This window comes from Pseudomonas sp. GW821-FHT02A11, assembly GCF_059421985.1.
Window position 1 is genome coordinate 262,795 of the sequence record NZ_JBWKWB010000004.1, and the last position, 21,228, is coordinate 284,022.

At 61.6% G+C, this 21,228-nt stretch carries 20 protein-coding genes; 14 read left to right on the forward strand and 6 right to left on the reverse strand.

Going from position 1 to position 21,228, the window contains the following annotated elements:
- The first annotated feature begins 181 nt into the window (after positions 1-181).
- Positions 182-1,333, forward strand: coding sequence for an MFS transporter (locus AC07V9_RS08710; RefSeq protein WP_495015321.1), 1,152 nt, complete (start codon positions 182-184; stop codon positions 1,331-1,333).
- Between the two features lie 97 nt (positions 1,334-1,430).
- On the opposite strand, the gene AC07V9_RS08715 is transcribed toward AC07V9_RS08710, so the two are convergent.
- Positions 1,431-1,865, reverse strand: a complete 435-nt coding sequence (locus tag AC07V9_RS08715; RefSeq protein ID WP_495015322.1) for a carboxymuconolactone decarboxylase family protein — start codon at positions 1,863-1,865, stop codon at positions 1,431-1,433.
- A gap of 236 nt (positions 1,866-2,101) precedes the next feature.
- On the opposite strand from AC07V9_RS08715, the gene AC07V9_RS08720 reads away from it, so the two are divergent.
- The gene (locus AC07V9_RS08720) at positions 2,102-2,977 is read left to right on the forward strand and encodes an alpha/beta fold hydrolase (RefSeq protein ID WP_495015323.1); all 876 of its coding nucleotides are present in this window, start codon (positions 2,102-2,104) and stop codon (positions 2,975-2,977) included.
- 159 nt (positions 2,978-3,136) lie between these two features.
- Here AC07V9_RS08720 and AC07V9_RS08725 read toward each other — a convergent pair whose 3' ends face one another.
- On the reverse strand, positions 3,137-3,613 hold the full coding sequence (locus tag AC07V9_RS08725) for a multidrug/biocide efflux PACE transporter (RefSeq protein WP_495015324.1): 477 nt from the start codon (positions 3,611-3,613) through the stop codon (positions 3,137-3,139).
- Between the two features lie 107 nt (positions 3,614-3,720).
- Between AC07V9_RS08725 and AC07V9_RS08730 the strand changes: the two genes are divergently transcribed.
- Positions 3,721-4,608 carry a LysR family transcriptional regulator gene (locus tag AC07V9_RS08730; RefSeq protein ID WP_495015325.1) on the forward strand — a complete coding sequence of 296 codons (888 nt, stop codon included), beginning with the start codon at positions 3,721-3,723 and terminating at the stop codon, positions 4,606-4,608.
- 227 nt (positions 4,609-4,835) lie between these two features.
- On the opposite strand, the gene AC07V9_RS08735 is transcribed toward AC07V9_RS08730, so the two are convergent.
- Positions 4,836-5,762: a LysR family transcriptional regulator gene (locus tag AC07V9_RS08735; RefSeq protein ID WP_495015326.1), complete on the reverse strand. Its 927-nt coding sequence runs from the start codon at positions 5,760-5,762 to the stop codon at positions 4,836-4,838.
- Positions 5,763-6,148: 386 nt separating this feature from the next.
- On the opposite strand from AC07V9_RS08735, the gene AC07V9_RS08740 reads away from it, so the two are divergent.
- The 6 genes from AC07V9_RS08740 to AC07V9_RS08765 all read left to right on the forward strand — a co-directional run bounded on the left by AC07V9_RS08740 (position 6,149) and on the right by AC07V9_RS08765 (position 13,062).
- Positions 6,149-7,384, forward strand: coding sequence for an OprD family porin (locus AC07V9_RS08740; RefSeq protein WP_495015327.1), 1,236 nt, complete (start codon positions 6,149-6,151; stop codon positions 7,382-7,384).
- A 179-nt stretch (positions 7,385-7,563) separates the two neighbouring features.
- Positions 7,564-8,292, forward strand: a complete 729-nt coding sequence (locus tag AC07V9_RS08745; RefSeq protein ID WP_495015328.1) for a DUF969 domain-containing protein — start codon at positions 7,564-7,566, stop codon at positions 8,290-8,292.
- Positions 8,289-9,239, forward strand: a complete 951-nt coding sequence (locus tag AC07V9_RS08750) for a DUF979 domain-containing protein (RefSeq protein ID WP_495015329.1) — start codon at positions 8,289-8,291, stop codon at positions 9,237-9,239. The genes AC07V9_RS08745 and AC07V9_RS08750 overlap by 4 nt, the downstream gene beginning before the upstream one ends.
- Before the next feature lie 417 nt (positions 9,240-9,656).
- Entirely contained in the window at positions 9,657-10,577 is a 921-nt protein-coding gene (rbsK, locus tag AC07V9_RS08755; RefSeq protein ID WP_495015330.1) for a ribokinase, read from the forward strand.
- Positions 10,578-10,657: 80 nt separating this feature from the next.
- Positions 10,658-11,992, forward strand: coding sequence for an L-fucose:H+ symporter permease (fucP, locus tag AC07V9_RS08760; protein ID WP_495015331.1), 1,335 nt, complete (start codon positions 10,658-10,660; stop codon positions 11,990-11,992).
- Positions 11,989-13,062 carry an aldose 1-epimerase family protein gene (locus AC07V9_RS08765; protein WP_495015332.1) on the forward strand — a complete coding sequence of 358 codons (1,074 nt, stop codon included), beginning with the start codon at positions 11,989-11,991 and terminating at the stop codon, positions 13,060-13,062. The genes fucP and AC07V9_RS08765 overlap by 4 nt, the downstream gene beginning before the upstream one ends.
- Positions 13,063-13,271: 209 nt before the next feature.
- Here AC07V9_RS08765 and deoR read toward each other — a convergent pair whose 3' ends face one another.
- Positions 13,272-14,036 carry a DNA-binding transcriptional repressor DeoR gene (gene deoR, locus AC07V9_RS08770; protein ID WP_495015333.1) on the reverse strand — a complete coding sequence of 255 codons (765 nt, stop codon included), beginning with the start codon at positions 14,034-14,036 and terminating at the stop codon, positions 13,272-13,274.
- Between the two features lie 140 nt (positions 14,037-14,176).
- Here deoR and deoC point away from each other — a divergent pair, with 140 nt between their 5' ends.
- Together deoC and AC07V9_RS08780 are read left to right on the forward strand one after the other, a co-directional pair.
- Positions 14,177-14,857, forward strand: coding sequence for a deoxyribose-phosphate aldolase (gene deoC / locus AC07V9_RS08775; protein ID WP_495015334.1), 681 nt, complete (start codon positions 14,177-14,179; stop codon positions 14,855-14,857).
- 239 nt (positions 14,858-15,096) lie between these two features.
- Complete coding sequence (locus tag AC07V9_RS08780; protein WP_495015335.1) at positions 15,097-16,050, forward strand: alpha/beta hydrolase; 954 nt, start codon at positions 15,097-15,099, stop codon at positions 16,048-16,050.
- Between the two features lie 138 nt (positions 16,051-16,188).
- Here the strand turns inward: AC07V9_RS08780 and AC07V9_RS08785 are convergent, their stop codons facing one another.
- The gene (locus AC07V9_RS08785) at positions 16,189-16,917 is read right to left on the reverse strand and encodes a CatB-related O-acetyltransferase (RefSeq protein ID WP_495015336.1); all 729 of its coding nucleotides are present in this window, start codon (positions 16,915-16,917) and stop codon (positions 16,189-16,191) included.
- A gap of 219 nt (positions 16,918-17,136) precedes the next feature.
- Here AC07V9_RS08785 and AC07V9_RS08790 point away from each other — a divergent pair, with 219 nt between their 5' ends.
- Entirely contained in the window at positions 17,137-18,018 is an 882-nt protein-coding gene (locus AC07V9_RS08790; protein WP_495015337.1) for an AraC family transcriptional regulator, read from the forward strand.
- Between the two features lie 92 nt (positions 18,019-18,110).
- On the opposite strand, the gene AC07V9_RS08795 is transcribed toward AC07V9_RS08790, so the two are convergent.
- Positions 18,111-19,025, reverse strand: a complete 915-nt coding sequence (locus tag AC07V9_RS08795; protein WP_495015338.1) for a LysR family transcriptional regulator — start codon at positions 19,023-19,025, stop codon at positions 18,111-18,113.
- A 128-nt stretch (positions 19,026-19,153) separates the two neighbouring features.
- Between AC07V9_RS08795 and AC07V9_RS08800 the strand changes: the two genes are divergently transcribed.
- A complete protein-coding gene (locus tag AC07V9_RS08800) occupies positions 19,154-19,993 on the forward strand; it encodes an HTD2 family dehydratase (RefSeq protein ID WP_495015339.1) in 840 nt (279 codons plus the stop codon).
- Between the two features lie 62 nt (positions 19,994-20,055).
- A complete protein-coding gene (locus tag AC07V9_RS08805; protein WP_495015340.1) occupies positions 20,056-21,219 on the forward strand; it encodes an acyl-CoA dehydrogenase family protein in 1,164 nt (387 codons plus the stop codon).
- The last annotated feature ends 9 nt before the right edge of the window (positions 21,220-21,228 follow it).

Consider the following 21,228-nt stretch of genomic DNA (forward strand, 5'->3'; position numbering starts at 1 on the left):
ATCGAGGCGTACGGCAGGTTCGCGTTCGACGCTCGATCTGTAGGGAGAGCCTGCTGGACAGCGCTGAGGCATTCCTGATGCCAATTCCCTCAACATCCGCTCTTCGGCATCCCGGCAACCTTTGTTAGGCTTCCTGTTCATCGGCCCATGATGGGCGCGTATGTTTTTCAAGGGAGCAGTCATGACCTCCATCGGCACCGCGGCACCGGTCGTGCCAGGGCGGCTGGAACAGTTCTCCACGCGTGTGGCGTTCTTTATCACCGGTTTCAGCATTTCCGCCTGGGCGCCGCTGGTGCCTTATGCCAAGAGCCGTCTGGGGCTCGACGAAGCCAGCCTCGGTTTGTTGCTGCTGTGCCTGGGCATCGGTTCCATCCTTTCCATGCCGCTGGCCGGCGCGATGACCGTCCGTTACGGCTGTCGGCGCATCATCGTCGTGGTCGGCAGCATCGCCTGCCTGTGCCTTCCCTTGCTCGCCACCCTCACGGACGTGCCGCTCATGGTGGCGACGCTGTTCGTCTATGGCGCCAGCATGGGGGCACTGGGTTGTGTCACCAACATCCAGGCGATCATCGTCGAGCGAGCCAGCGGCAAGACGATGATGTCGGGCTTTCATGGCCTGTTCAGTTGTGGCGGCATTCTCGGCGCCGCAGCGGTGTCGGCATTGCTGAGCGTGGGCGTCTGGCCGTGGCTGACCATGACCCTGGTCGCGTTGTTCATCGGCCTGGCCTTATATAAAGCAGGCCCGAACATGCTCGGTTATGGCAGCGAGGCGGGCGGCCCGGCGTTCGCGATCCCCCATGGCGTGGTGCTGTTCATCGGCCTGATGTGCTTCACCGTGTTCCTCACCGAGGGCGCGATGCTGGACTGGAGCGCGGTGTTCCTCAGTGCACAGCGGGGCGTCGAACCTTCCTATGCCGGATTCGGTTACGCGGTGTTCGCTCTGGCGATGGCCATCGGTCGCTTGTGCGGCGACCCGGTAGTGCGGCGGCTGGGCGTGCACAAGATCATCCTCTTCGGCGGTTTGTGCGCGGCGGTCGGCATGGCCGTGGCGACCTTGATCCCCTACTGGCAGGCCGCGCTCTGCGGCTACGCGCTGGTGGGCATCGGTTGCTCCAACATCGTGCCGGTGTTCTACAGCGCGGTGGGGCGGCAGAAGACCATGCCGGAAAACGTCGCCGTCCCGGCCATCACCACCCTGGGCTACCTCGGCATTCTGATGGGCCCGGCGGGGATCGGTTTTGTCGCCCACCTCAGCAGCCTGGGCGTGGCGTTTCTGATCATCGCTGTGATGTTGCTGGGCGTGGCGCTCAGTGGCCGCTTTCTGCGGGTGTAGCAGCGGCGAGCTTCGAGCCCCAAGCTGCAAGCTACAAGCGGCCGTTGCGCCGACTTCCTGCAGCTTGCAGCTCGTAGCTCGTAGCTCGTAGCTGCCGTCAGGGCGTCATGGCAAAGCCCACCCCAAACCGGTTCCAGGCGTTGATGGTGGCGATGGCCAGGGTGATGTTCGTCACATCGGCTTCACTGTAGTGCTCAAGCAGGGCTTCGTACTGATCCTGTGGCGCGTGGTGGATCGACAGTTGGGTCAGGCTTTCGACCCAGGCCAGCACGGCTTTTTCCTTGTCGGTGAAGAAAGTGGTTTCGGCCCAGACGCTCAGGGTCTGCAGGCGGGCTTCGGTTTCGCCGGCCTTGCGCGCATCGTTGGCGTGCATGTTGACGCAGTAGGCGCAGCCGTTGATCTGCGAAGCGCGCAGACGAATCAGCTCCAGCAGCGAGTTTTCAAGGCCGGATTTGGCCAGCGCGGTTTCCAGACCGACCATGGCTTTGTACGCTTCTGGCGATTTCTGGGCCCAGGCGATTCGTTTGTTCATGTGTGCATGCTCCGTTGGAGAAGTGGGGAAAGTCACTGGATGTGGCACTACATTACGCTGGGGTGTGCAGAGGCCGAATAGCCAATGGATCGGGTTTTTCGCAGACCAATTCGCTGCTCGCGGGCCGACTGGGCTTTCTCGCGAACACGTTTCATGAACGGCGCCGACACGCTTTGCGCCTTGCCGTGCAGCCTCACGGATTTAGCATGTGAGGCAACAATCACAAGGAGTCATCCATGTTCGCCGGATTTCAGAAAGCCCAGCGTCAGGTCAATGCTGTGCAGATCGCCTACCGCATCGGCGGGACGGGGCCTGGCCTGTTGCTGCTGCACGGACACCCCCAGACCCACGTCATCTGGCACAAGGTCGTCGAGCGCTTGAGCCGTCATTTCACCGTGGTCGCCGCGGACCTGCGCGGTTACGGTGACAGCAGCAAGCCCCCGGCCACTGACGATCATTCCAGTTATTCGAAGCGTGAAATGGGCCGCGACATGGTGGCGCTGATGACCGAACTGGGCCTGCCGACGTTTTCGATACTGGCCCACGACCGAGGCGCGCGAGTGGCCCATCGGTTGGCGCTGGATCATCCCGACGTCGTGACGCGCATGGCCCTGCTCGACATCGCGCCGACGCTTGCGATGTACAGCCAGACCAACGAAGCCTTCGCCCGCGCATACTGGCACTGGTTCTTCCTGATCCGCCCCGCGCCGTTGCCGGAGACGCTGCTGGAGGCCAATCCCGAGCAATACCTGCGCAGCGTCATGGGCAGCCGCAGTGCCGGGCTGGCACCGTTCACTGACGAAGCGTTCGCCGAATACGTGCGCTGCGCCAAACTGCCAGGCACCGCGCGAGGCGTGTGCGAAGACTACCGCGCCAGCGCCACCATCGACCTGGAACACGACCGCGCCGACATCGCCGCAGGCAATCATCTGCAATTGCCGTTGCTGGTGCTGTGGGGCGCGGAGGGCACGGTGGGCAAGTGTTTCGACCCGCTCAAGGAGTGGCGGCAGGTCGCTACCGATGTGCGCGGCAAGGCGTTGCCCGGCGGGCATTACCTGGCCGAGGAGATTCCGGATGAGTTGTTGGCCGAGGTGATGCCGTTTCTGGTTTGATGCCCGGCCGGATCGAGCACGGTATCTGACGACACGGGCGATGGAGTTTCTGTGGGAGCGAATTCATTCGCGAAAGATGTTTCAGGCGACACAGGTGTGTTGACTGTACCGTCCCATCGCGAATGAATTCGCTCCCACAGGGGCTGTGTCTGCAGAAACTTAACGGTTCGCCCCTACACACGGATTGGGCCGCGTCACCACTCGCTCGCGCACCTTGTCGTACGCCATGTTGAACACCATGGTGTACGGCAGGAACAACAGCAGCAGGCCGATATCCAGCAGGAAGGCTTCCCACAGGCTGATCGACAGCCACCACGCCGCGAGCGGCACCACGGCGACGATCAGGCCGGTCTCGAACGAGATCGCGTGCAGGGCCCGGGCTTTCAAACTCATGGCAAAGCCCAGGCGCGCCCGCAGGCGGTCGAAACCGGCATTGAAGACCATGTTCCAGAGCATCGCCACGGTGGAAATCATCACGGTCATGGCGCCCATCTTGCCCAGCGACTGGCCGAGCACCCAGGCCAGGCCCGGCGCGAACACTACCACGCCGATGAGCTCGAACAGCAGCGCGTGAAAGGCACGCTCCTTGAGGGGTTTCGCGGGGACAGCCGACTTCGCAGCATTATGAACAGGCATGATGATTTCCACTTTGTAACGGGCAGGCCTGCATTGTCGGCGGGCAATCGGCTAAAGTGAAAATCGTTACCATCGGAAAAACCGATGGATAGAAGAGTGAACCTGCCATGAGTTACTCCCCAGAAGCCCTTGAAGCCTTCGCCCAGACCATCACCCTGGGGTCTTTCAGCGCTGCCGCCCGGCGCCTGGGCAAGAGCCAGTCGACCATCAGCGAAGCCATTTCCCGGCTGGAAATCGACTTGGGGGTTGAGCTGTTCGACCGTTCATCCAAGCACCCGGCGCTGACTGAAGCGGGCAGGGCGCTGCACGGGCGGATCGAGGAAGTGTTGGCGGCGTCGGACAAACTGCGCCGCGCCGCCGGGCGTCTGGCCGAGGGCATGGAGCCGCGGCTGACGCTGGTGTTGTCTGACGCCAATCAGTTCGCTGAATTCGAAGTGCGCATGGCCGAGCTGGATCAGCGCTTCCCGGACATCGAGCTCGAATGCGTGTTTGCCGAGCACGGCGATGCGATCAACCTGATCCAGACCGGACGAGCCTGCCTGGGCCTGCTCTCCGCTCAGGCCAGCTACCCCCCGGAGGTGGGCCATGCGACCATCGCCGAGCGTGCCGATTTCGGTATCTTCGTGTCCCACAAGCATCCGCTCGCGCACGCCCGCGACATCGATTACCGCACGCTGGCACAACACCGCGCGCTGCGGCTGAACACCATCATCGACGAATGCATCCCGACCGACGATCTGCCCGATGGCGCGCTGCGTCAGTGGTCGGCGCCCAATTACTTGCTGCTGATGGACATGGCGATCTTCGGCTTCGGCTGGTCAGCCTTGCCCCGCTGGCTGGTTCGCGGTTATGCCCAGGGCCGCTTGAAGGAATTGCAGGTCCCTGGCTGGCCGCGCAGCTCGGCAGTGGATGTGATCTGGTCGCGGCAGAAAAAGCTCGGTACGGCAGGGGCGTGGTTACTGGACACGCTGCTGGAGGGGCGGGGGGATTATTAGGGGACACAAGAAAATTCGATGGAGGATCGTGAATTTTCGTGTGAGCAGCGGTGGGGCAGCGTTTCAGGAAGTGCCCCGATCCCGAGCGTGAACGCTCATCCCCTGTGGGAGCGAATTCATTCGCGATGCGTCGGTAGGGTTGGCACATCTATGTCGTCCGGAACATTTTTCGCGAATGAATTCGCTCCCACAGGGATATGCCTCCGGCTCCGCGACTGCAACACTCTTCAATCCTCACCCGCCTCCAAGACAAACCCCACCGGCATCTCCTGCGCATACTCGTTCACCACCTCCCGCGTCATCCGGACGATGTCCTCCACCAACTCCATCCCCGCGCCGGTGCGCCAGCTGGCGACGATGTCCATCACCGGCGGCAGGGGCACGTTTTCGATGAGGGTCAGCACGCCTTGTGCCAGTTCCCCACGCACCAGCGTCACCGGCAAGGCGCCAATGCCAAAGCCGTCGCGCACCAGTCGGGTAATCGCCGAGGCCGAGTTCACGCAGTTGATGCGCGGGGTGACGATGTCGGCGGTGTGCAGCATGTTGAGGATGTCCTGATGGGGCCGGGAGTTGCGCGAAAAGGTCACGATGCGCGCCTGGGCGATCTCCTCCAGCGTCACGTCCGGGCGGTCGAACGCAGAGCCCGCCGGCACCACCCAATGCAGCGGATAACGCGCCAGCATGGCGTTGCGCACGCTGTCGAAACGCAGCACGTCGGTCTGGAAAATAATGTCCTGATAGCCCTTTTCCAACTGTGAACACAGGTTGCTTGCGGTCTCGGCGGTCAGCTCGATCTCAAGATGGGGGTAACACTTCATCAGCCGTGTTACCAACGGGCTGAGCCAGGTGTGTATCACCGTATCCATGGCGCCGATGCGAATCCGCCCGCGCACCTGGCTGGGGTCCTTGATCGCGGCCTTCATGTTTTGCAGGGTGTCCATGATGTGTTCCGCATATTCGAGCACCCGCAACCCTTCGCTGGTCAGCGACACGCCTTTGGAATCGCGCACAAACAGCCGCACGCCCATTTCGTCCTCCAGCGCCGCGATCCGGCTGGAGATGGAGGCCTGGGTGCTGAACAGTTTTTCCGCCGTGAGCCGGAAGCTTTTCAGCCGCGCGACCCAGACGAAGGTTTCCAGAAACTTGAGATTCACCGAGCAATTTCCTTGAGCGATTGAGCCGCGATGACGGTGGGCCAAATGTTGCGGGCAGGCCGAACCGTCATTCAGACCCCTGAAAGGTTTGCCACACAGACAGCAGGTTACATGCCACCGCCCCAACAGAAAATCTTATGGGGCATAGCGGTTTTTTCCCGTTGGACGCAGCGCCCCGGCCTGCCGAAAGATGGCCGCCGACACGAGAAAGGTACGACGCCGGGCAGGACAGCTTCCTCCCCCACCTGCGCGCCAAGCCTTCAGGGTCGGGGTGCTCCGGCATCCGACCTCATTCATTAGCTGCGCTCTGCCAGCAGTCGGCCTTCGCCGCTGCGCTCTGCCAGCAGTCGGCCTTCGCCGCTGCGCGCTTACGGGAAGAGGCTTCAATGACACATAACAACCAAAAATACGTCTGCGCGCTGCTCTTTGGCGGCGCCACTCTGACTTACGGCATCAACGCTCAAGCGGACTTCTTCGCCGATAGCAAAGGCGAACTGGAAGCCCGCAACTTCTACTTCAATCGCGACTTTCGCCAGGAGGGCGCACGGGACAAGGCCGAGGAATGGGCCCAAGGTTTTCTGTTGCGTCTGCAGTCGGGCTACACCCCCGGTACGGTGGGTTTTGGCCTCGACGCCCTGGGCATGCTGGGGCTGAAACTCGACTCCGGCGATGGCACGGCAGGCACCGGTTTGCTGCCTGCGGATCTGTCCTCCGGGGGGTCGCAGGACGATTACGCCAAGCTTGGCCTGACCGCAAAAATGAAGGTCTTGAAGACCGAGCTGAAGGTCGGCTCGTTGTTCTTCAGAGACCCGGTGATCAACTCCAACGACACGCGCCTGTTGCCCCAGACCTTTCGTGGCGGGCTGTTGACCTCTCAGGAACTGGACAACTTCAAGTTCACCGGCGGCCATATCGACCGCATCAAGGCCAACAGCTCCTCGGACTTCACCGAGATGACGGGCAACCGCATCGGCGGCACCAGCAACAGTTTCAATTTCGGCGGCGGCGACTATCAGATCACCCCGCAACTGATGCTGAGCGCCCATTACGGGCAGCTGGAAAACGTCTATCAGCAGTATTACGGCGGGCTGGTTCACGTGCTGCCGCTGGGGGCGGGCCAGAGCCTGAAGTCCGACATCCGTTACGCCAGCAGTCGCGAGGACGGCAACTTTCGTGACCTGGACAACAAGGCGCTGGGCTCCATGTTCACCTACAAGGTCGGCGCCCAGGCCTTCGGTTTTGGCTACCAGCGAATGACAGGGGACGATCCGTTTCCCTACATTACGGGCAGCGATCCTTACTTGGTCAACTTCATCCAGATCGGCGATTTCGCCAATGCCAAGGAGCGCTCGTGGCAACTGCGTTATGACTTCGACTTCGCCGCGTTGGGGCTGCCGGGGCTGACCTTCATGAGCCGTTATGTGTCGGGCGACAACGTCGAGCGCGCAGCAGGCGGCGAGGGCAGGGAGTGGGAGCGCAACACCGATATCGGCTACGTGATTCAGAGCGGCACGCTGAAGAACCTCGGCGTGAAATGGCGCAACGCGACCGTGCGTTCGAACTTTGGCAATGACCTGGACGAGAACCGCTTGATCGTCAGTTACACCCTGGCGCTCTGGTAGACCGCAAAGCCCTTGTGGGAGCCGGCTTGCTGGCGAAGGCGGTGTATCAGACACATCAATTGCGCCTGACAGACTGCTTTCGCCAGCAAGCCGGCTCCCACATCGATTGCGTTCATCCAGTGCACGACGTGTGTAACCGAACTTCTGAATCAGAGCACCCCAACAACGAGATCCCCATCATGCAAACCGCTATCAACCTCTGGCCGCTGCTCGGCGTGCTGGTCATCGTTCTGGGCTTTGTCCTGCGTTTCAACCCGATGCTGGTGGTCGCCCTCGCGGCGCTGGCCACGGGCCTGTCTGCCAGCATGCCGCTGGAGACGATTCTGGCGACCATCGGCACAGGCTTTATCAAGACCCGCACCTTGCCGCTGATCATCCTGCTGCCCCTGGCCGTCATCGGTCTGCTGGAGCGACACGGCCTGCGCCTGCATGCGCAGAACTGGATCGCCCGCTTCACCAGCGCTACCGCCGGACGTCTGCTGATTGCCTACCTGTTCGTGCGTGAAAGCACCGCAGCGTTGGGCCTGACCAGCCTGGGCGGGCATCCGCAAATGGTCCGCCCGCTGCTCGCGCCAATGGCCGAAGGTGCTGCCGAGTCGCGTTTCGGCCAGTTGCCGGAGGCCCTGCGCATCAAGCTGCTGGCGTTGTGCGCGGCCACCGATAACGTTGGGCTGTTTTTCGGCGAAGACATCTTTGTGGCCTTTGGTGCGATCGCCTTGATGCACACCTTTCTGCTCGGTTCGGGCATCGATGTCGACCCGATGCACATCGCTTTCTGGGGCATCCCCACGGCGATCTGCGCCTTTGTGATACACGCCATTCGCCTGTACCGCTTCGACCAGCGCCTGAATCGCGAACTCAAGGCATTGCCACAGACATCCACAGTCGCTCAGGAGGTCACGCCATGATCCTTTCGATCCAATACCTGTACTGGCTGGCGGGCGTGATTCTGGCGATCACCGCGTTCATGAGCGTCACCGATCGCAGCAACCCGAAGCGCTGGACCACCGGATTATTCTGGGGCCTGTTCGCAGTTGCGTTTCTGATCGGGGATCGCCTGCCTGCGGTGTGGGTCGGCGTTGGCGTGTTGGTGATGGCGCTGATCGCAGGCTTCGGCGGCGTGGGTTTCGGCCAGCACGACAACCTGCCGGACAAAGCCCGGCGCCAGAGTGCAGGGCGCTTGAAGAACAAGCTGTTCATCCCGGCGCTGGCGATTCCGCTGGTCACGGTGATGGGTGCGGTGGTGCTGAAGAACGTCAAGTTCGGCGAGGTCTTTCTGCTCGATCCGGCCAACAGCACCTTCGTCTCGCTGGGCATCGGCAGCCTGGTAGCACTGGCTTTGGCCTGCGGGTTGACACGCGACACGCCGGTGCAGGCGATGCGTGAGTCGCGGCGTCTGACCGAGGCCTTGGGTTGGGCGCTGGTGTTGCCGCAGATGCTGGCGATGCTCGGGCTGGTGTTCAACGACGCAGGCGTCGGCAAGGCGGTGGCGCATCTGGCGACGGCCTACATCAACCTGGATTTTCGTCTGGTCGCGGTGATGGTCTACGTGCTCGGGATGGCGCTGTTCACTGTCGTGATGGGCAACGGTTTTGCGGCGTTTCCAGTGATGACCGGTGGCATCGGCGTGCCGGTGCTGGTGGGCATGTACGGCGCCAACCCGGCGGTGATGGCGGCCATTGGCATGTTCTCCGGCTACTGCGGCACGCTGATGACGCCCATGGCGGCGAACTACAACATCGTCCCGGCGGCGTTGCTGGAGTTGCCGGATAAATACGCGGTGATCAAGGCGCAAATCCCGACGGCGCTGGCGATGCTGGTGGCCAATATCGTGTTGCTGTATTGCCTGATGTGAGACGCGCTGCCAATTACCGGTTCGCCACAAATGTCTGTAAGAGCAGTTGGAGGTTACGACAGCCGCGAATGCGGTGGGTCAGATACAGATGAAGCGTCTGACCCGACGCATTCGCGGCTGTCGCACAGCTCCGGCAGCTCCTACAGGTATTTGTCGTCTCTCAGAACCTGTGTCTCTCATCTAGCCGCAAACGATTGCGACCATCGGTGGTCTGTATAGACCAGCGGTCCAAACCCCTCTAATTCCGGGCTTTCCACGGGTCAGACAGCGATGTCTGGCCTTTTTTTTTCGCGAGTGGCTATCTCCCTACAAAAAAGAGGTTGAATAGTCACAATAAATGTTATTTAAATAACAAAAATAATACCGTGTCGACAGTCCTTCTTTCGGTCCGCGGCGCGTACACAAGGTATGACACACATGAACAAGATTGCGGTCATCGGCAGCAACATGGTGGATTTGATCACCTACATCGACCGGATGCCGGCCCAGGGCGAAACCCTTGAAGCACCGAATTTCGCCATGGGCTGCGGCGGCAAGGGTGCCAACCAGGCCGTCGCAGCCGCCAAGCTGGGCGCCGACGTGCTGATGCTGAGCAAGGTGGGCGACGACCTGTTCGCCGACAACACCCTGGCCAACTTCAATCGCCTGGGCATCGACACCCAGTTCGTCCAGCGCGTGCCGGGTGTGTCCAGCGGTGTGGCGCCGATCTTCGTGCAGAGCGATTCGCACAACAGCATCCTCATCGTCAAAGGCGCCAACGCGCACCTCAAACCCGCTGACATCGACGCCGCTCAGGCCGCCTTGCGCGATTGCAAGCTGATCGTGCTACAGCTGGAAATCGAGCTGGAAACGGTCTACTACGCCATCGATTTCGCCAAGGCCAACGGCATTCCCGTGCTGCTGAACCCGGCCCCTGCCGTCAAGGGCCTGAGTCGCGCACACCTGTCGAAGCTGGACTTCTTCATCCCCAACGAAACCGAGCTGGCGCTCATCACCGGCCAAGTCGTCGACTCCCTCGAATCAGCCCGCGCCGCCGCTCTGCAACTGGTGCAGGACGGCATTCGCCACGTGATCGTGACCCTCGGTGAAAAGGGCGCGCTGTATGTGGGCGAGCAAGGCGAGTTCCGCGTCGACGGGATCAAGGTCGACGCCCGCGACACCACTGGCGCAGGGGATGCCTTCATCGGCTGCTTCGCCCGCCACTGGAGCGAGGACGGCGACATGCGCCGCGCCATGACCCAGGCCGTGGCTTATTCCGCCTGCTCGGTCACCGGCCTGGGCACCCAGAGTTCCTACCCGGACGCTGCCACGTTCGGGCGTTTTCTCGACACGCTCTAAACCACCACGCGCCGCCGCGCCCTGACCGCTCAGCATGACCGGCAGGGCGGGGTATTCCCTGCACTTCACGGAGAACAACAATGACAAAGCCCGCGCTCCAACAATCCCCGGACGGGTTCTACCTGAACCGCACGCCCTGGTTCGCCTTTATCCTGCTGTGCTGCTGTTTTGCGTTGTGGGCGGCGGCCGCGAGCATGAACGACGTGCTCATCGCGCACTTCAAGAAAGCCTTCCTGCTCAGCGATTTCCAGACCGCCTTCGTGCAGTCGGCGTTCTACCTGGGTTACTTCTTCGTGGCGATTCCGGCGGCGCTGGTGGTCAGACGCTTCAGCTACAAGACCACCATCCTCATCGGCCTGATGCTGTACATGGTGGGCTGCTCGCTGTTCTTCCCGGCCGCGTCCATGGCCAAGTACGGCATGTTCCTGATGGCCCTGTTCGTCATCGCGGCTGGCTTGTCGTTCCTGGAAACCGCCTGCAACACCTACTCGACGCTGATGGGCCCCCGTGAAACCGGGACCCGTCGCCTGAACATCTCGCAGACCTTCCACCCGTTCGGGGCGATGGCCGGGGTGTACGTCGGCAGCTTCGTGATGTTCAAGGACACCGACGCCACCCAAGAGCAACTCAAGCAGATGAGCGCCTCTGACGCGGCCATTCAGCAGTTGCAGATGATCCAGTCGACCCTGTTGCCGTACAAATGGATGATCGCGGTGCTGATCCTGATGTTCGTGCTCATTGCCTTCACCAAATTCCCGGCGTGCAAGGGCAACATCAAGGACACCGCGAAAAAGAGCAGCATCGGCCAGAGCCTTTCTCGCCTGTGGCGCAACCCGCGTTTCACCTTTGGTGTGCTGGCGCAGTTCCTGTATGTGGGTGCGCAAGTGGGCGTGTGGAGTTTCACCATTCGCCTGGCCATGCAGATGGGCGGGATGAACGAGCGCAGCGCGTCGTGGTTCCTGCTGACCACCTTTGCTGCCTACTTCGTCGGCAAGATGATCGCCAACCTGCTGATGCGCAAAATGCACCCGGCCAAGGTCCTGGCGATCTACGGCGTGCTGACCATCGCCTTGCTGGCCTACACCATTCTGGTGCCGAACATCAGCGCCGTGTACGCGGCAGTGGGCGTGAGCATTTTCCTCGGTCCTTGCTGGCCGACCATTTACGGCCTGACCATCGACGGCCTGGGTGAAGACACCGGTGTCGGCGGTTCGCTGCTGGTCATGAGCATCGTCGGCGGCGGCGTGATGCCGATCTTTCAGGGCCTGCTCTCCGATGCCACCCACGGCAACATGCAGATCGCCTACAGCGTGCCACTGCTGTGCTTCGTGGTAATCGTTGCCTACGCGATCAAGTGCCTGCGTGATCCGCGCAGCGAGACCGCGCCAGTGGGCGCAGCGGTGAGCGCTTCATGAAAACCACCACAATTGCCCTGTATCCCGAACTGTTCAGCAGCGCCGAAAAGACGCTGCTTGAGTCCGCCGATTTTCGCGTACTGGCCTGGACGTATCCCAGCGGCGTGAAGGCCCTGGCGCTGGAGAACAATCGTGGCCGCCTTGTGGTGCTGCCGTATCAGGGGCAAATGATCTGGTCGGCCGTGTTCGATGGCTGCGACCTGACCATGCGCAACCTGTTCGAGCAGCCGCGGCCAAGCCCCACGGTGATCGGCACCTACGGTTGCTTCATGTTTCACAGCGGCATCCTGCGCAATGGCTGCCCGACCCCGCAGGACGACCATGCGCTGCACGGCGAGATGCCCTGCGCGCCGATGGACAGCGCCTGGCTGGAAGTGGGCGAAGACACGACAGGCGCGTTCCTGCGCCTGGGCGGCGAGTACGAATACGTGATGGGTTTCGGCGATCACTACCGCGCGCGCCCCAGCGTGACCCTGCGTCCGGGCTCGGGGTTGTTCGACATCGGCATGGACGTGCAGAACCTGGCGGGCAAGGCGATGGAGCTGATGTACATGGCCCACATGAACTACGCCTACGTCGCCAATGGGCAGTTCGTCGAGCCGCTGGGCGTCGAGCGCACGCGTGTGCGTAGCAGCGTGCCGGCCCACGTGAAGCCGACGCCTGCCTGGTCGGCGTACATGGCCGAGTTGACCGAAGAGCCGTCGCGCTTGCAGACCCTGAACACGCCCGAGCTGTACGACCCGGAGATTGTCTGCTTCTTCGATGGCGTGAAGGCCGATGCCAGGGGCGATGCGCATTTTCTCCTCAAGCATGGCGATGGCTCTGCGTTTTACACGCGCTACAAGCCTGCGCAATTCGACCATGCCGCCCGCTGGATTCTGCACAACGCCGATCAGCAGGTGGCCGCATTCGTGCTGCCTGCGACCTGCGAGCCGGAGGGGTATCTGGCGGAAAAGGCCAAGGGCAATGTGCGGGAACTGGCGGCGGGGGAGCGTGCGTCGTTCAGTGTGACGACGGGGTATCTGGCGGCTGCAGAAGTGCGGCAGCTGGAAGGGGATCTGAAGCGCTGATGGCCTAATCGCGAATGAATTCGCTCCCACAGGTGAACCGCATTTCGGCAGATAAATCGCGAACCCTGTAGCAGTCCGGCTTGCCGGCGGTAGCAATTTTGAGGACCCACCGCCGGCAAGCCGGACTGCTACAGAAAGTCGGATTTCATCTGTGGGAGCGAATTCATCCGCGATAGCCGTGGTCCAGGCTCTGAAGACCCAGCGCCGGCTCACATCACCAACTGCGCCCCATACCCCTGAATCAGATCGCGATACGGCTTGGGCACTTTCTTGTCGCTGACCACCACATGAAAGTTCTCCAGCGTCGCGAAATGCGCGGTGCGCACCGCGTCGAACTTGGAGTGATCGGCCAGCAGCATGCAGTGACGGGCCTGGCGCAGGACCTTCTGCTTGACTTCCACCTCGTTGAAGTTGAAGCAGGTTACGCCGAACTCGTCGCTCACCCCTGCGGCGGACACGAACGCCCAGGTCAGGCGAATGCCATCCAGAATGCTGGCTTCGCTGTGATGTTCGAAGACCTGGTTCTTGCGGTGGAAACTGCCGCCGCACACCACGATGTTGCAGTGGGGTTTGTGCTGCAGTTTGAGCAACACGTTGAGCGAGTTGCACACGGCGGTGAATTCCAGCTCATCAGGGATGAAGTCGATGACGAAGGGGATCGTCGTGCCGCAATCGAAGAACACCGTGTCGCCCGGTTTGATGAACGCGGCGGCCAGTTTGCCGATGCGGCGCTTCTCTTCGACGTGACGCGTGCCTTGCTCGGTCACCTTGTAATCGCTGGCTTCGGACGGGTCGAACGCCAGGGTGATGTGGCCGCCCAGCAGGTGAAATTTCTCCGGATGACGGCCCAGATCGCGTCGCAGGGTCATCTCCGAGACATCCAGCAGCGCCGCCATCTCTCGCAGGTGAATGGCTTTCTGGTCCTGCAGGGCTTGCTGAATCAGTTTGATGCGATCGGATTTTTTACTGTCCACAGGCGTTCCGGTTGTCGATTAGTTATGGTGTAAAAATAACATATTCTGTTATATTTCAAACATGTCAGCGGCATGCCGATTCGCACCTGCTTGCCGCATGAGGCTTACCGCTTATAGCTGCTTTCAAAGGAAACGACTCAATGAAGATCGAACCCGCCACCCTCGCGCAGTACATCGACCACACCTTGCTGGTCGCCGATGCCTCCCGCGAACAGATCGCCACATTGTGCCGCGAAGCGCAGGAACACGGATTCTATTCCGTGTGCGTCAACTCTGGACAGGTGCCTTACGCAGCGTCGTTGCTGCAAGGTGCGTCGGTCAAGGTCTGCGCCGTGGTGGGCTTTCCGCTGGGCGCTGGACTTTCCGACACCAAGGCCTTTGAAGCGAGACAGGCGATTGCCGCTGGCGCTGGCGAAATCGACATGGTACTGAACGTCGGTGCGCTCAAGGACGGCCTGCTGGATTTCGTCAGTGATGACATCGCAGCAGTCAAACAGGCCTGTGGCGCAGTGCCGCTCAAGGTGATCCTGGAAACCTGTCTGCTCGACGACGTGCAAAAGACCCGCGCTTGCGAGATCTGCCGCGAGCTGAACGTGGCCTTCGTCAAGACGTCCACCGGCTTCAGCAAAAGCGGCGCGACCCTGGAAGACGTCGCCCTGATGCGCAAAGTGGTCGGCACAGGCGTCGGCGTCAAAGCCTCGGGCGGCGTGCGCGACTACGCCACCGCCGTGGCCATGATCCAAGCCGGTGCCACGCGTCTGGGCACCAGCTCCGGGATCGCGATTGTCAGTGGCTCGCAGGCTTCTGGTTCGGGGTATTGATCGCCTAGTCAAACGCATATCCCTGTGGGAGCGAATTCATTCGCGATGCAATGTTGCAGGTGATACATCTCTAGCGGATGTACCGGCGTCTCGTCGGAATGCCGCCCAGAATGAATTCGCTCCCACAGGAGAATGCCGGTGAGCGGATGTCCACTCCATTCGGCTGAAGGGCCTGACCTTGCGCCGCAAGGAATGGCAAACTGCCGGGGCGCTCACTTGATCTCCGGAATTCACCGTTTATGCCGCAACTTTCCCTGGCCCACTTCAAGGCCCGCTGGTTCTTCTGGCTGTGCATGGTGCTGATCGTCGTCGGCCTGCCGGTCGGTTGCGCGGCGTTGCAGCACAAGGAGCGTGAGCTTGTGTTCATGATCGAGCCCGGCACCGCCAGTTGGTACCACGGCATTCCCGCCGATGTGCAGGAACTGGAACTCAAGGCGTCGTCGTTCGGCGTCTCGCAGAACATCCACGCCTGGTGGTGGCTGGCCGAGAAAAAAGACGCCCCTGCCATCCTGTACCTGCACGGCTCACGCTGGAACCTCACCGGGCAGTTCTTTCGCATCGAGCAGTTGCATGCGCTGGGTTTTTCCGTGCTGGCCATCGACTACCGCGGGTTTGGTGAAAGCAAAGGCCAGTTGCCGTCCGAAGCCTCGGTGTACGAAGACGCACGCATTGCCTGGCAGCGCTTGAAGCAACTGCAACCCGACCCACGCAAACGGCTGATCTACGGCCATTCCCTCGGCGGCGCGGTGGCGGTGGATCTGGCGGCAGAGCTGGGGCGCGATGCGCAGAAGGGCGATGAACCCATCCAGGCGCGAGGTCTGATCGTCGAATCGACCTTTACCAATCTGGCAGACGTCGCGTCCTCGGTGGCCAGCACCCGCACCTCGCTGCCGGTGCGCTGGCTGGTGTCACAGAAATTCGACTCCATCGACAAGATCGCCGACATCCACATGCCCGTGCTGATCGTGCATGGCAGCGCGGATCAGTTCGTCTCGCCGCGTTTCAGCGAAGCGCTTTTCCAGGCCGCGCAAGAGCCGAAGAACCTGCTGATGGTCCCCGGCGGCAATCACAACAACAGCATGAACCTGGGCAAACAGGCCTATGGCCGCGCGATCCAGGCGTTGCTCGACGCCAAGACGCCTGCGGCGCATGCGTCCAACGATGCCGAGGCGCCCGTCAAACAAGCGGGTTGAGCGCCAAGGGATGTACACGGTTTAAACCTGTGGGAGCGAATTCATTCGCGAAGGTGTTTCAGGCGAAGGGGATGTATCGCCTGTACCGGCATCTCGCGAATGAATTCGCTCCCACAGAATAATGTGCGGCGTGCCACGTTACTGCGCCGGGTGATACCCCACCGAAAACGGCTTGTTGCGCACCACCACCTTGCCGGGATGGCTGTCTGGCACGACGAAATCCTTCAACGCTTCCAGCAGTTTTTCCGGGTCCTCGATGGGCAGTTCGGCCAATTGATGCGGCGTGAGGTTCCACCACTGGCTCGCCAGTAAGCCGTCGATGATGTGCGGCTCGAAGCGATAGCGCTGCACCTTGGCCGGGGAACCGACGACAATGGCGTACGGCGGCACGTCTTTGGTAATCAGCGATTGCGCGCCGATCACCGCGCCGGTACCGATGGTGATGCCTTCCAGAATCAACACGTCCATGCCGATCCACACGTCGTGGCCGATGACGGTCTGCTTGACCTCTTCATGCGGCGCCATACCCGCCTGCTGCTGACGCAAGCCGCCCAGCGCGCTGTGGGTGCTGAGCCACTCCAGCGGATGGGATTTGCGGTTCTGGCCGATGGTGACGTCGCGGGCGATGGAGCAATAGCGGCCAATGCTCGCGACATTCTGCAGCTCGGTGCCGCTGACGATGTCGGTGTAGGCACCGATGCTCAGCTTCGCCGAGTGGATCTTGACCTGATGCAGTTTCACGCCGTGCTCCAAGGTCAGCTCCATGTCCTGCCGCAGGCCCCGAATGCCACTGTCGAGACGGCATTTGTTCTGGGCCAGCCCTTGTTTGAGCTGACGATCGAGAAGTACGCGGCGCAGGAAATTCATGAAAAGGCATGTCCGTTTGAGGGCAATGAGATCGCGCTTTCGCATAGCCGTGGCGAGGCTGCGTGATCAATGCGCGTCTTTTGGAAAGACAGTTGTTGGAAAAAGTCGGGAATAGTCGCATATCTCGGCCCTCGTCGACAGCCGGGCCGCCGACCATTCCCAAGCACCGCCGCAAGTGGTATCTGTGTTCGCGTCAGCTGTCGATCACGAGCCTGCCTCATGGACAAATACTCAAACGGCGAAGCCCACCTCACCCATTGCGAGCAGGACTGGGTCGTGCGTGCTGCGCCGTTGCCGCACATGGAGCGCATCGAGGCGTATTTCCACGGCCATGGTTTCGAGATGCACCGCCATGACACCTATGCCATCGGTCACACACTGTCTGGCGTGCAGAGTTTTCAGTACGGCAAGGACAAGGTGAACAACTTGCCGGGACAGACCATCGTCCTGCACCCTGACGAGCCCCACGACGGCCACGCGGGCACCGAAGACGGCTTTCGCTACCGCATGTTTTACCTGGAACCGGCGATGATCCAGCAGGTGCTGGATGGCAAGCCGTTGCCCTTCATCAAGGGTGGCGTGTCCCGTGACCCTCGGCTGTTCAGTGCGACGCAGACGCTGCTCAAGGACCTGCACAACCCCCTCGATCCGCTGGAGCTGGACGACGCCATGTTCGACATCGCCATTGCCCTGCAGGATGCCGCAGGCACGCGCAAGGGGCGGCAATCCGTCGATTACGCCGCAGCGCAGCGTGCACGGGAATTACTGCTGGCCAGCCTGGAGCAGGGCGTCAGCCTCGATGAACTGGAGCAGGCCAGCGACACCGACCGCTGGCGCCTGTCCCGGGATTTTCGCGTCCTGTTCGGCACCAGCCCCCATCGCTACCTGACCTTGCGGCGACTGGATCTGGTGCGCCATTCCATCTCCTGCGGCATGTCGCTCAGTGACGCGTCAGCGATGGCCGGTTTTGCCGATCAGAGCCACATGACGCGGCATTTCGTGAAGACGTTTGGTTATCCGCCGGGGAAGTGGTTGAGGATGCTGGGCGTATATTCGCGGGACATTGTGTCGCCTGAGCTCGCGCTATCGCCGCCGTCGTGACCTGCGACGTCTCCCACAGTGTTCGGTAAGGGTATGGCTGGCTGCCGTCCTGTAGGAGCAACTGGAGCTGTGCGACAGTCGCGAAAGCGGTTTTACAGACGCTTCGCGGGGGCGGTTATCTGCCCACTTGGCATCAACACCGCAATCAACGCCCTGACCACCCCCGGCAGGGCGTCCAGTTCCCTCACCAGAATGCTCCGCTCGCGCACGGCCCAGGGCTCGTCCAGCTCGATGGTGACCAGCTTCATCGTGCGACTGTGCCGGGACGCGGCGGATTCGGGAATGATGCCGATGCCTACCCCTGCTTCGACCATCCGGCAGATCGCTTCAAAACTCGACACCTGAATCCGCAGTGACAGGTTCTTGCCGAGTCTTTCCACGTGATCGCGCAGAAAGCTCAACAACGTGCTGCCTTCATGCAAACCGATATGCTGAAACGCCAGGGTTTGTTTCAGCGTGACTTTTTTCTGCGTGGCCAGTTCGTGACCTTCCGGAACGGTCAGCACCAGGCGGTCGGTGCTGAAGTGGATCACCTGCAGACCGGCGGCTTCCACAGGCCCTGCGATGATGCCCATGTCCGAGCTGCCGTCGAGCACGCCGCGCACGATGTCGCGTGATAACCGCTCTTGCAGGTCGACGGTGACGCCGGGGCGTTCGGCGAGAAAACCGGCGAGCACCTCGGGCAGGAATTCGGTCACCGCCGTGGTGTTTGCGAAGATGCGGATATGCCCGGCCGAATCGGTGCCGTAGTGGGTGAACTCGCTCTTCAGGTAATCAACCTGGCTCATGATCAACCGCGCGTGCTTGAGCAGGCGTTGCCCGGCGGGGGTTAGTTCGACGCCGCGGCTGTCGCGGTACAGCAGACGGGTGTCGAGCTGGCTTTCCAACGCCTTGATCCGCGCGCTGGCAGCAGCAGGGGAGAGAAAGGCGCGGCGGGCGCCCTGGGTCAGGCTGGGGGATTCCCCGATATGAATGAAGAGGCGCAAGTCAGCCAGGTCGAAGTGCATGGTTGAGTCCAGACAGTGCGGAAGGCGTTCAGCATACATGAACGCCGGTATACGCAAATGCAAATTCACAGAATGCCCGCGTGCTCCCATGATCTGCGAATAACAACAAACGCAAAGGGTTCTCTCACATGAGTGCAGCAGATTCGCCAGTGGATTTCAGTGCCTGGATCGGTCGGACCGAAGAGGCTCATGATCATCTGAGCCTCACACTGATCAAGCGCATTGCCGCCACGTTCGGTGAACCAGTGCCAGCCAGCGGCGAGGCGCTGCCACCCCTGTGGCAGTGGTGTTTTTTCCAGGAGCCGGTGTTCGAATCGCAACTCGGCACTGATGGCCACCCCGCTCGCGGCGGCTTCCTGCCACCTGCCGACAACCGCAATCGCATGTGGGCCGGTGGCCGGGTCGAGTTCATTCAACCATTGAAAGTCGGCGCCGACGCTCACCGGCTGTCGACCATCCTGCACATCGAAGAAAAGCACGGCCGCACCGGCTCGCTGCTGTTCGTCACCCTGCGCCACGACTACTCGCAAAACGGCGAGCTGTGCGTGCGCGAGGAGCAGGACATCGTCTACCGCGAGCCCAATGCGCCGAAGCTCAGCAGTGGTGAGGCGCCCGAGCAGGGTGACTGGAGCGAGACCATCGAACCGACCCCAACCCTGTTGTTTCGCTATTCCGCCGTGACCTTCAACGGCCACCGCATTCACTACGACTACCCCTACGTCACCGAGGCCGAAGGCTACCCCGGCCTGGTGGTGCACGGTCCGATGATCGCCACTTTCAATCTGCGCGCATTCATCCGCGCCAACCCCGACAAGCGCGTGCGTCATTTCGCCTATCGCGGCGTGCGCCCGCTGAACGTGCCGACGCCGTTTCGCGTGGGTGGCCGCATCGCCGAGCCGGGCAAGGCGCAGTTGTGGGCGGGTAACGACGCGGGTGTGGCGCAGAGCGCTGAAGTGGTTTTCGACTGATTTCTTCTTTTATAGAGCCGGCCGCACAGTCGCTGCGCCGCTGCCAGATGTGAGCACAGACCATGAGTCCATACGATAACGAAGACCTCAATGCCATCCGTGAAGGCGTGCGCGCCCTGTGCGCGGAATTCCCGGCTGAATACTGGCGCAAGATCGACGAAGAGAAAGGCTTCCCGGAAGCCTTCGTCAAGGCGCTGACCGACGCTGGCTGGCTGTCGGCAATGATCCCCACCGAATACGGCGGCTCGGGCCTGGGCCTGGCGGAAGCCTCGGTGATTCTCGAAGAAGTGAACGCCTGCGGCGGCAACTCCGGCACCGTGCACGGGCAGATGTACAACATGTTCACCCTGTTGCGTCATGGCAGCGAAGCGCAGAAAAGCCACTACCTGCCCAAGCTCGCCAGCGGCGAACTGCGCCTGCAATCGATGGGCGTGACCGAGCCGACCACCGGCACCGACACCACCAAGATCAAGACCACCGCCGTGAAGCAGGGCGACAAGTACGTGATCAACGGCCAGAAGGTCTGGATCTCGCGTATTCAGCACTCGGACCTGATGATCCTGCTGGCGCGCACCACGCCACTGGCCGAGGTGAAGAAGAAATCCGAAGGCATGTCGATCTTCCTCGTGGATCTGCGTGAAGCCATTGGCAAGGGCCTGACCGTTCAGCCCATTGCCAACATGGTCAACCACGAGACCAACGAGCTGTTCTTCGACAACCTTGAGCTGCCCGCCGACAGCCTGATTGGCGAAGAGGGCAAGGGCTTCAAATACATCCTCGACGGCCTCAACGCCGAGCGCACCCTGATCGCTGCCGAATGCATCGGCGACGGTCGCTGGTTCACTGAAAAGTCTGCGGCTTACGCCCGTGATCGTGTGGTGTTCGGCCGCCCGATCGGGCAGAACCAGGGTGTGCAATTCCCGATTGCCGAAGCGCACATCGAGATCGAAGCGGCTGATTTGATGCGCTGGCGCGCCTGCGAGGAATACGACAGCGGCAAGAACGCAGGCGCTGCGGCCAACATGGCCAAGTACCTCGCGGCCAAGGCGTCGTGGGAAGCGGCCAACGCCTGCCTGCAGACCCACGGCGGTTTCGGCTTTGCCAACGAGTACGACGTGGAGCGCAAATTCCGCGAGACCCGCCTGTACCAGGTGGCGCCGATCTCCACCAACCTGATTCTTTCCTACGTCGCCGAGCACTTGCTCGAACTGCCACGCAGCTTCTGAGGACACCCA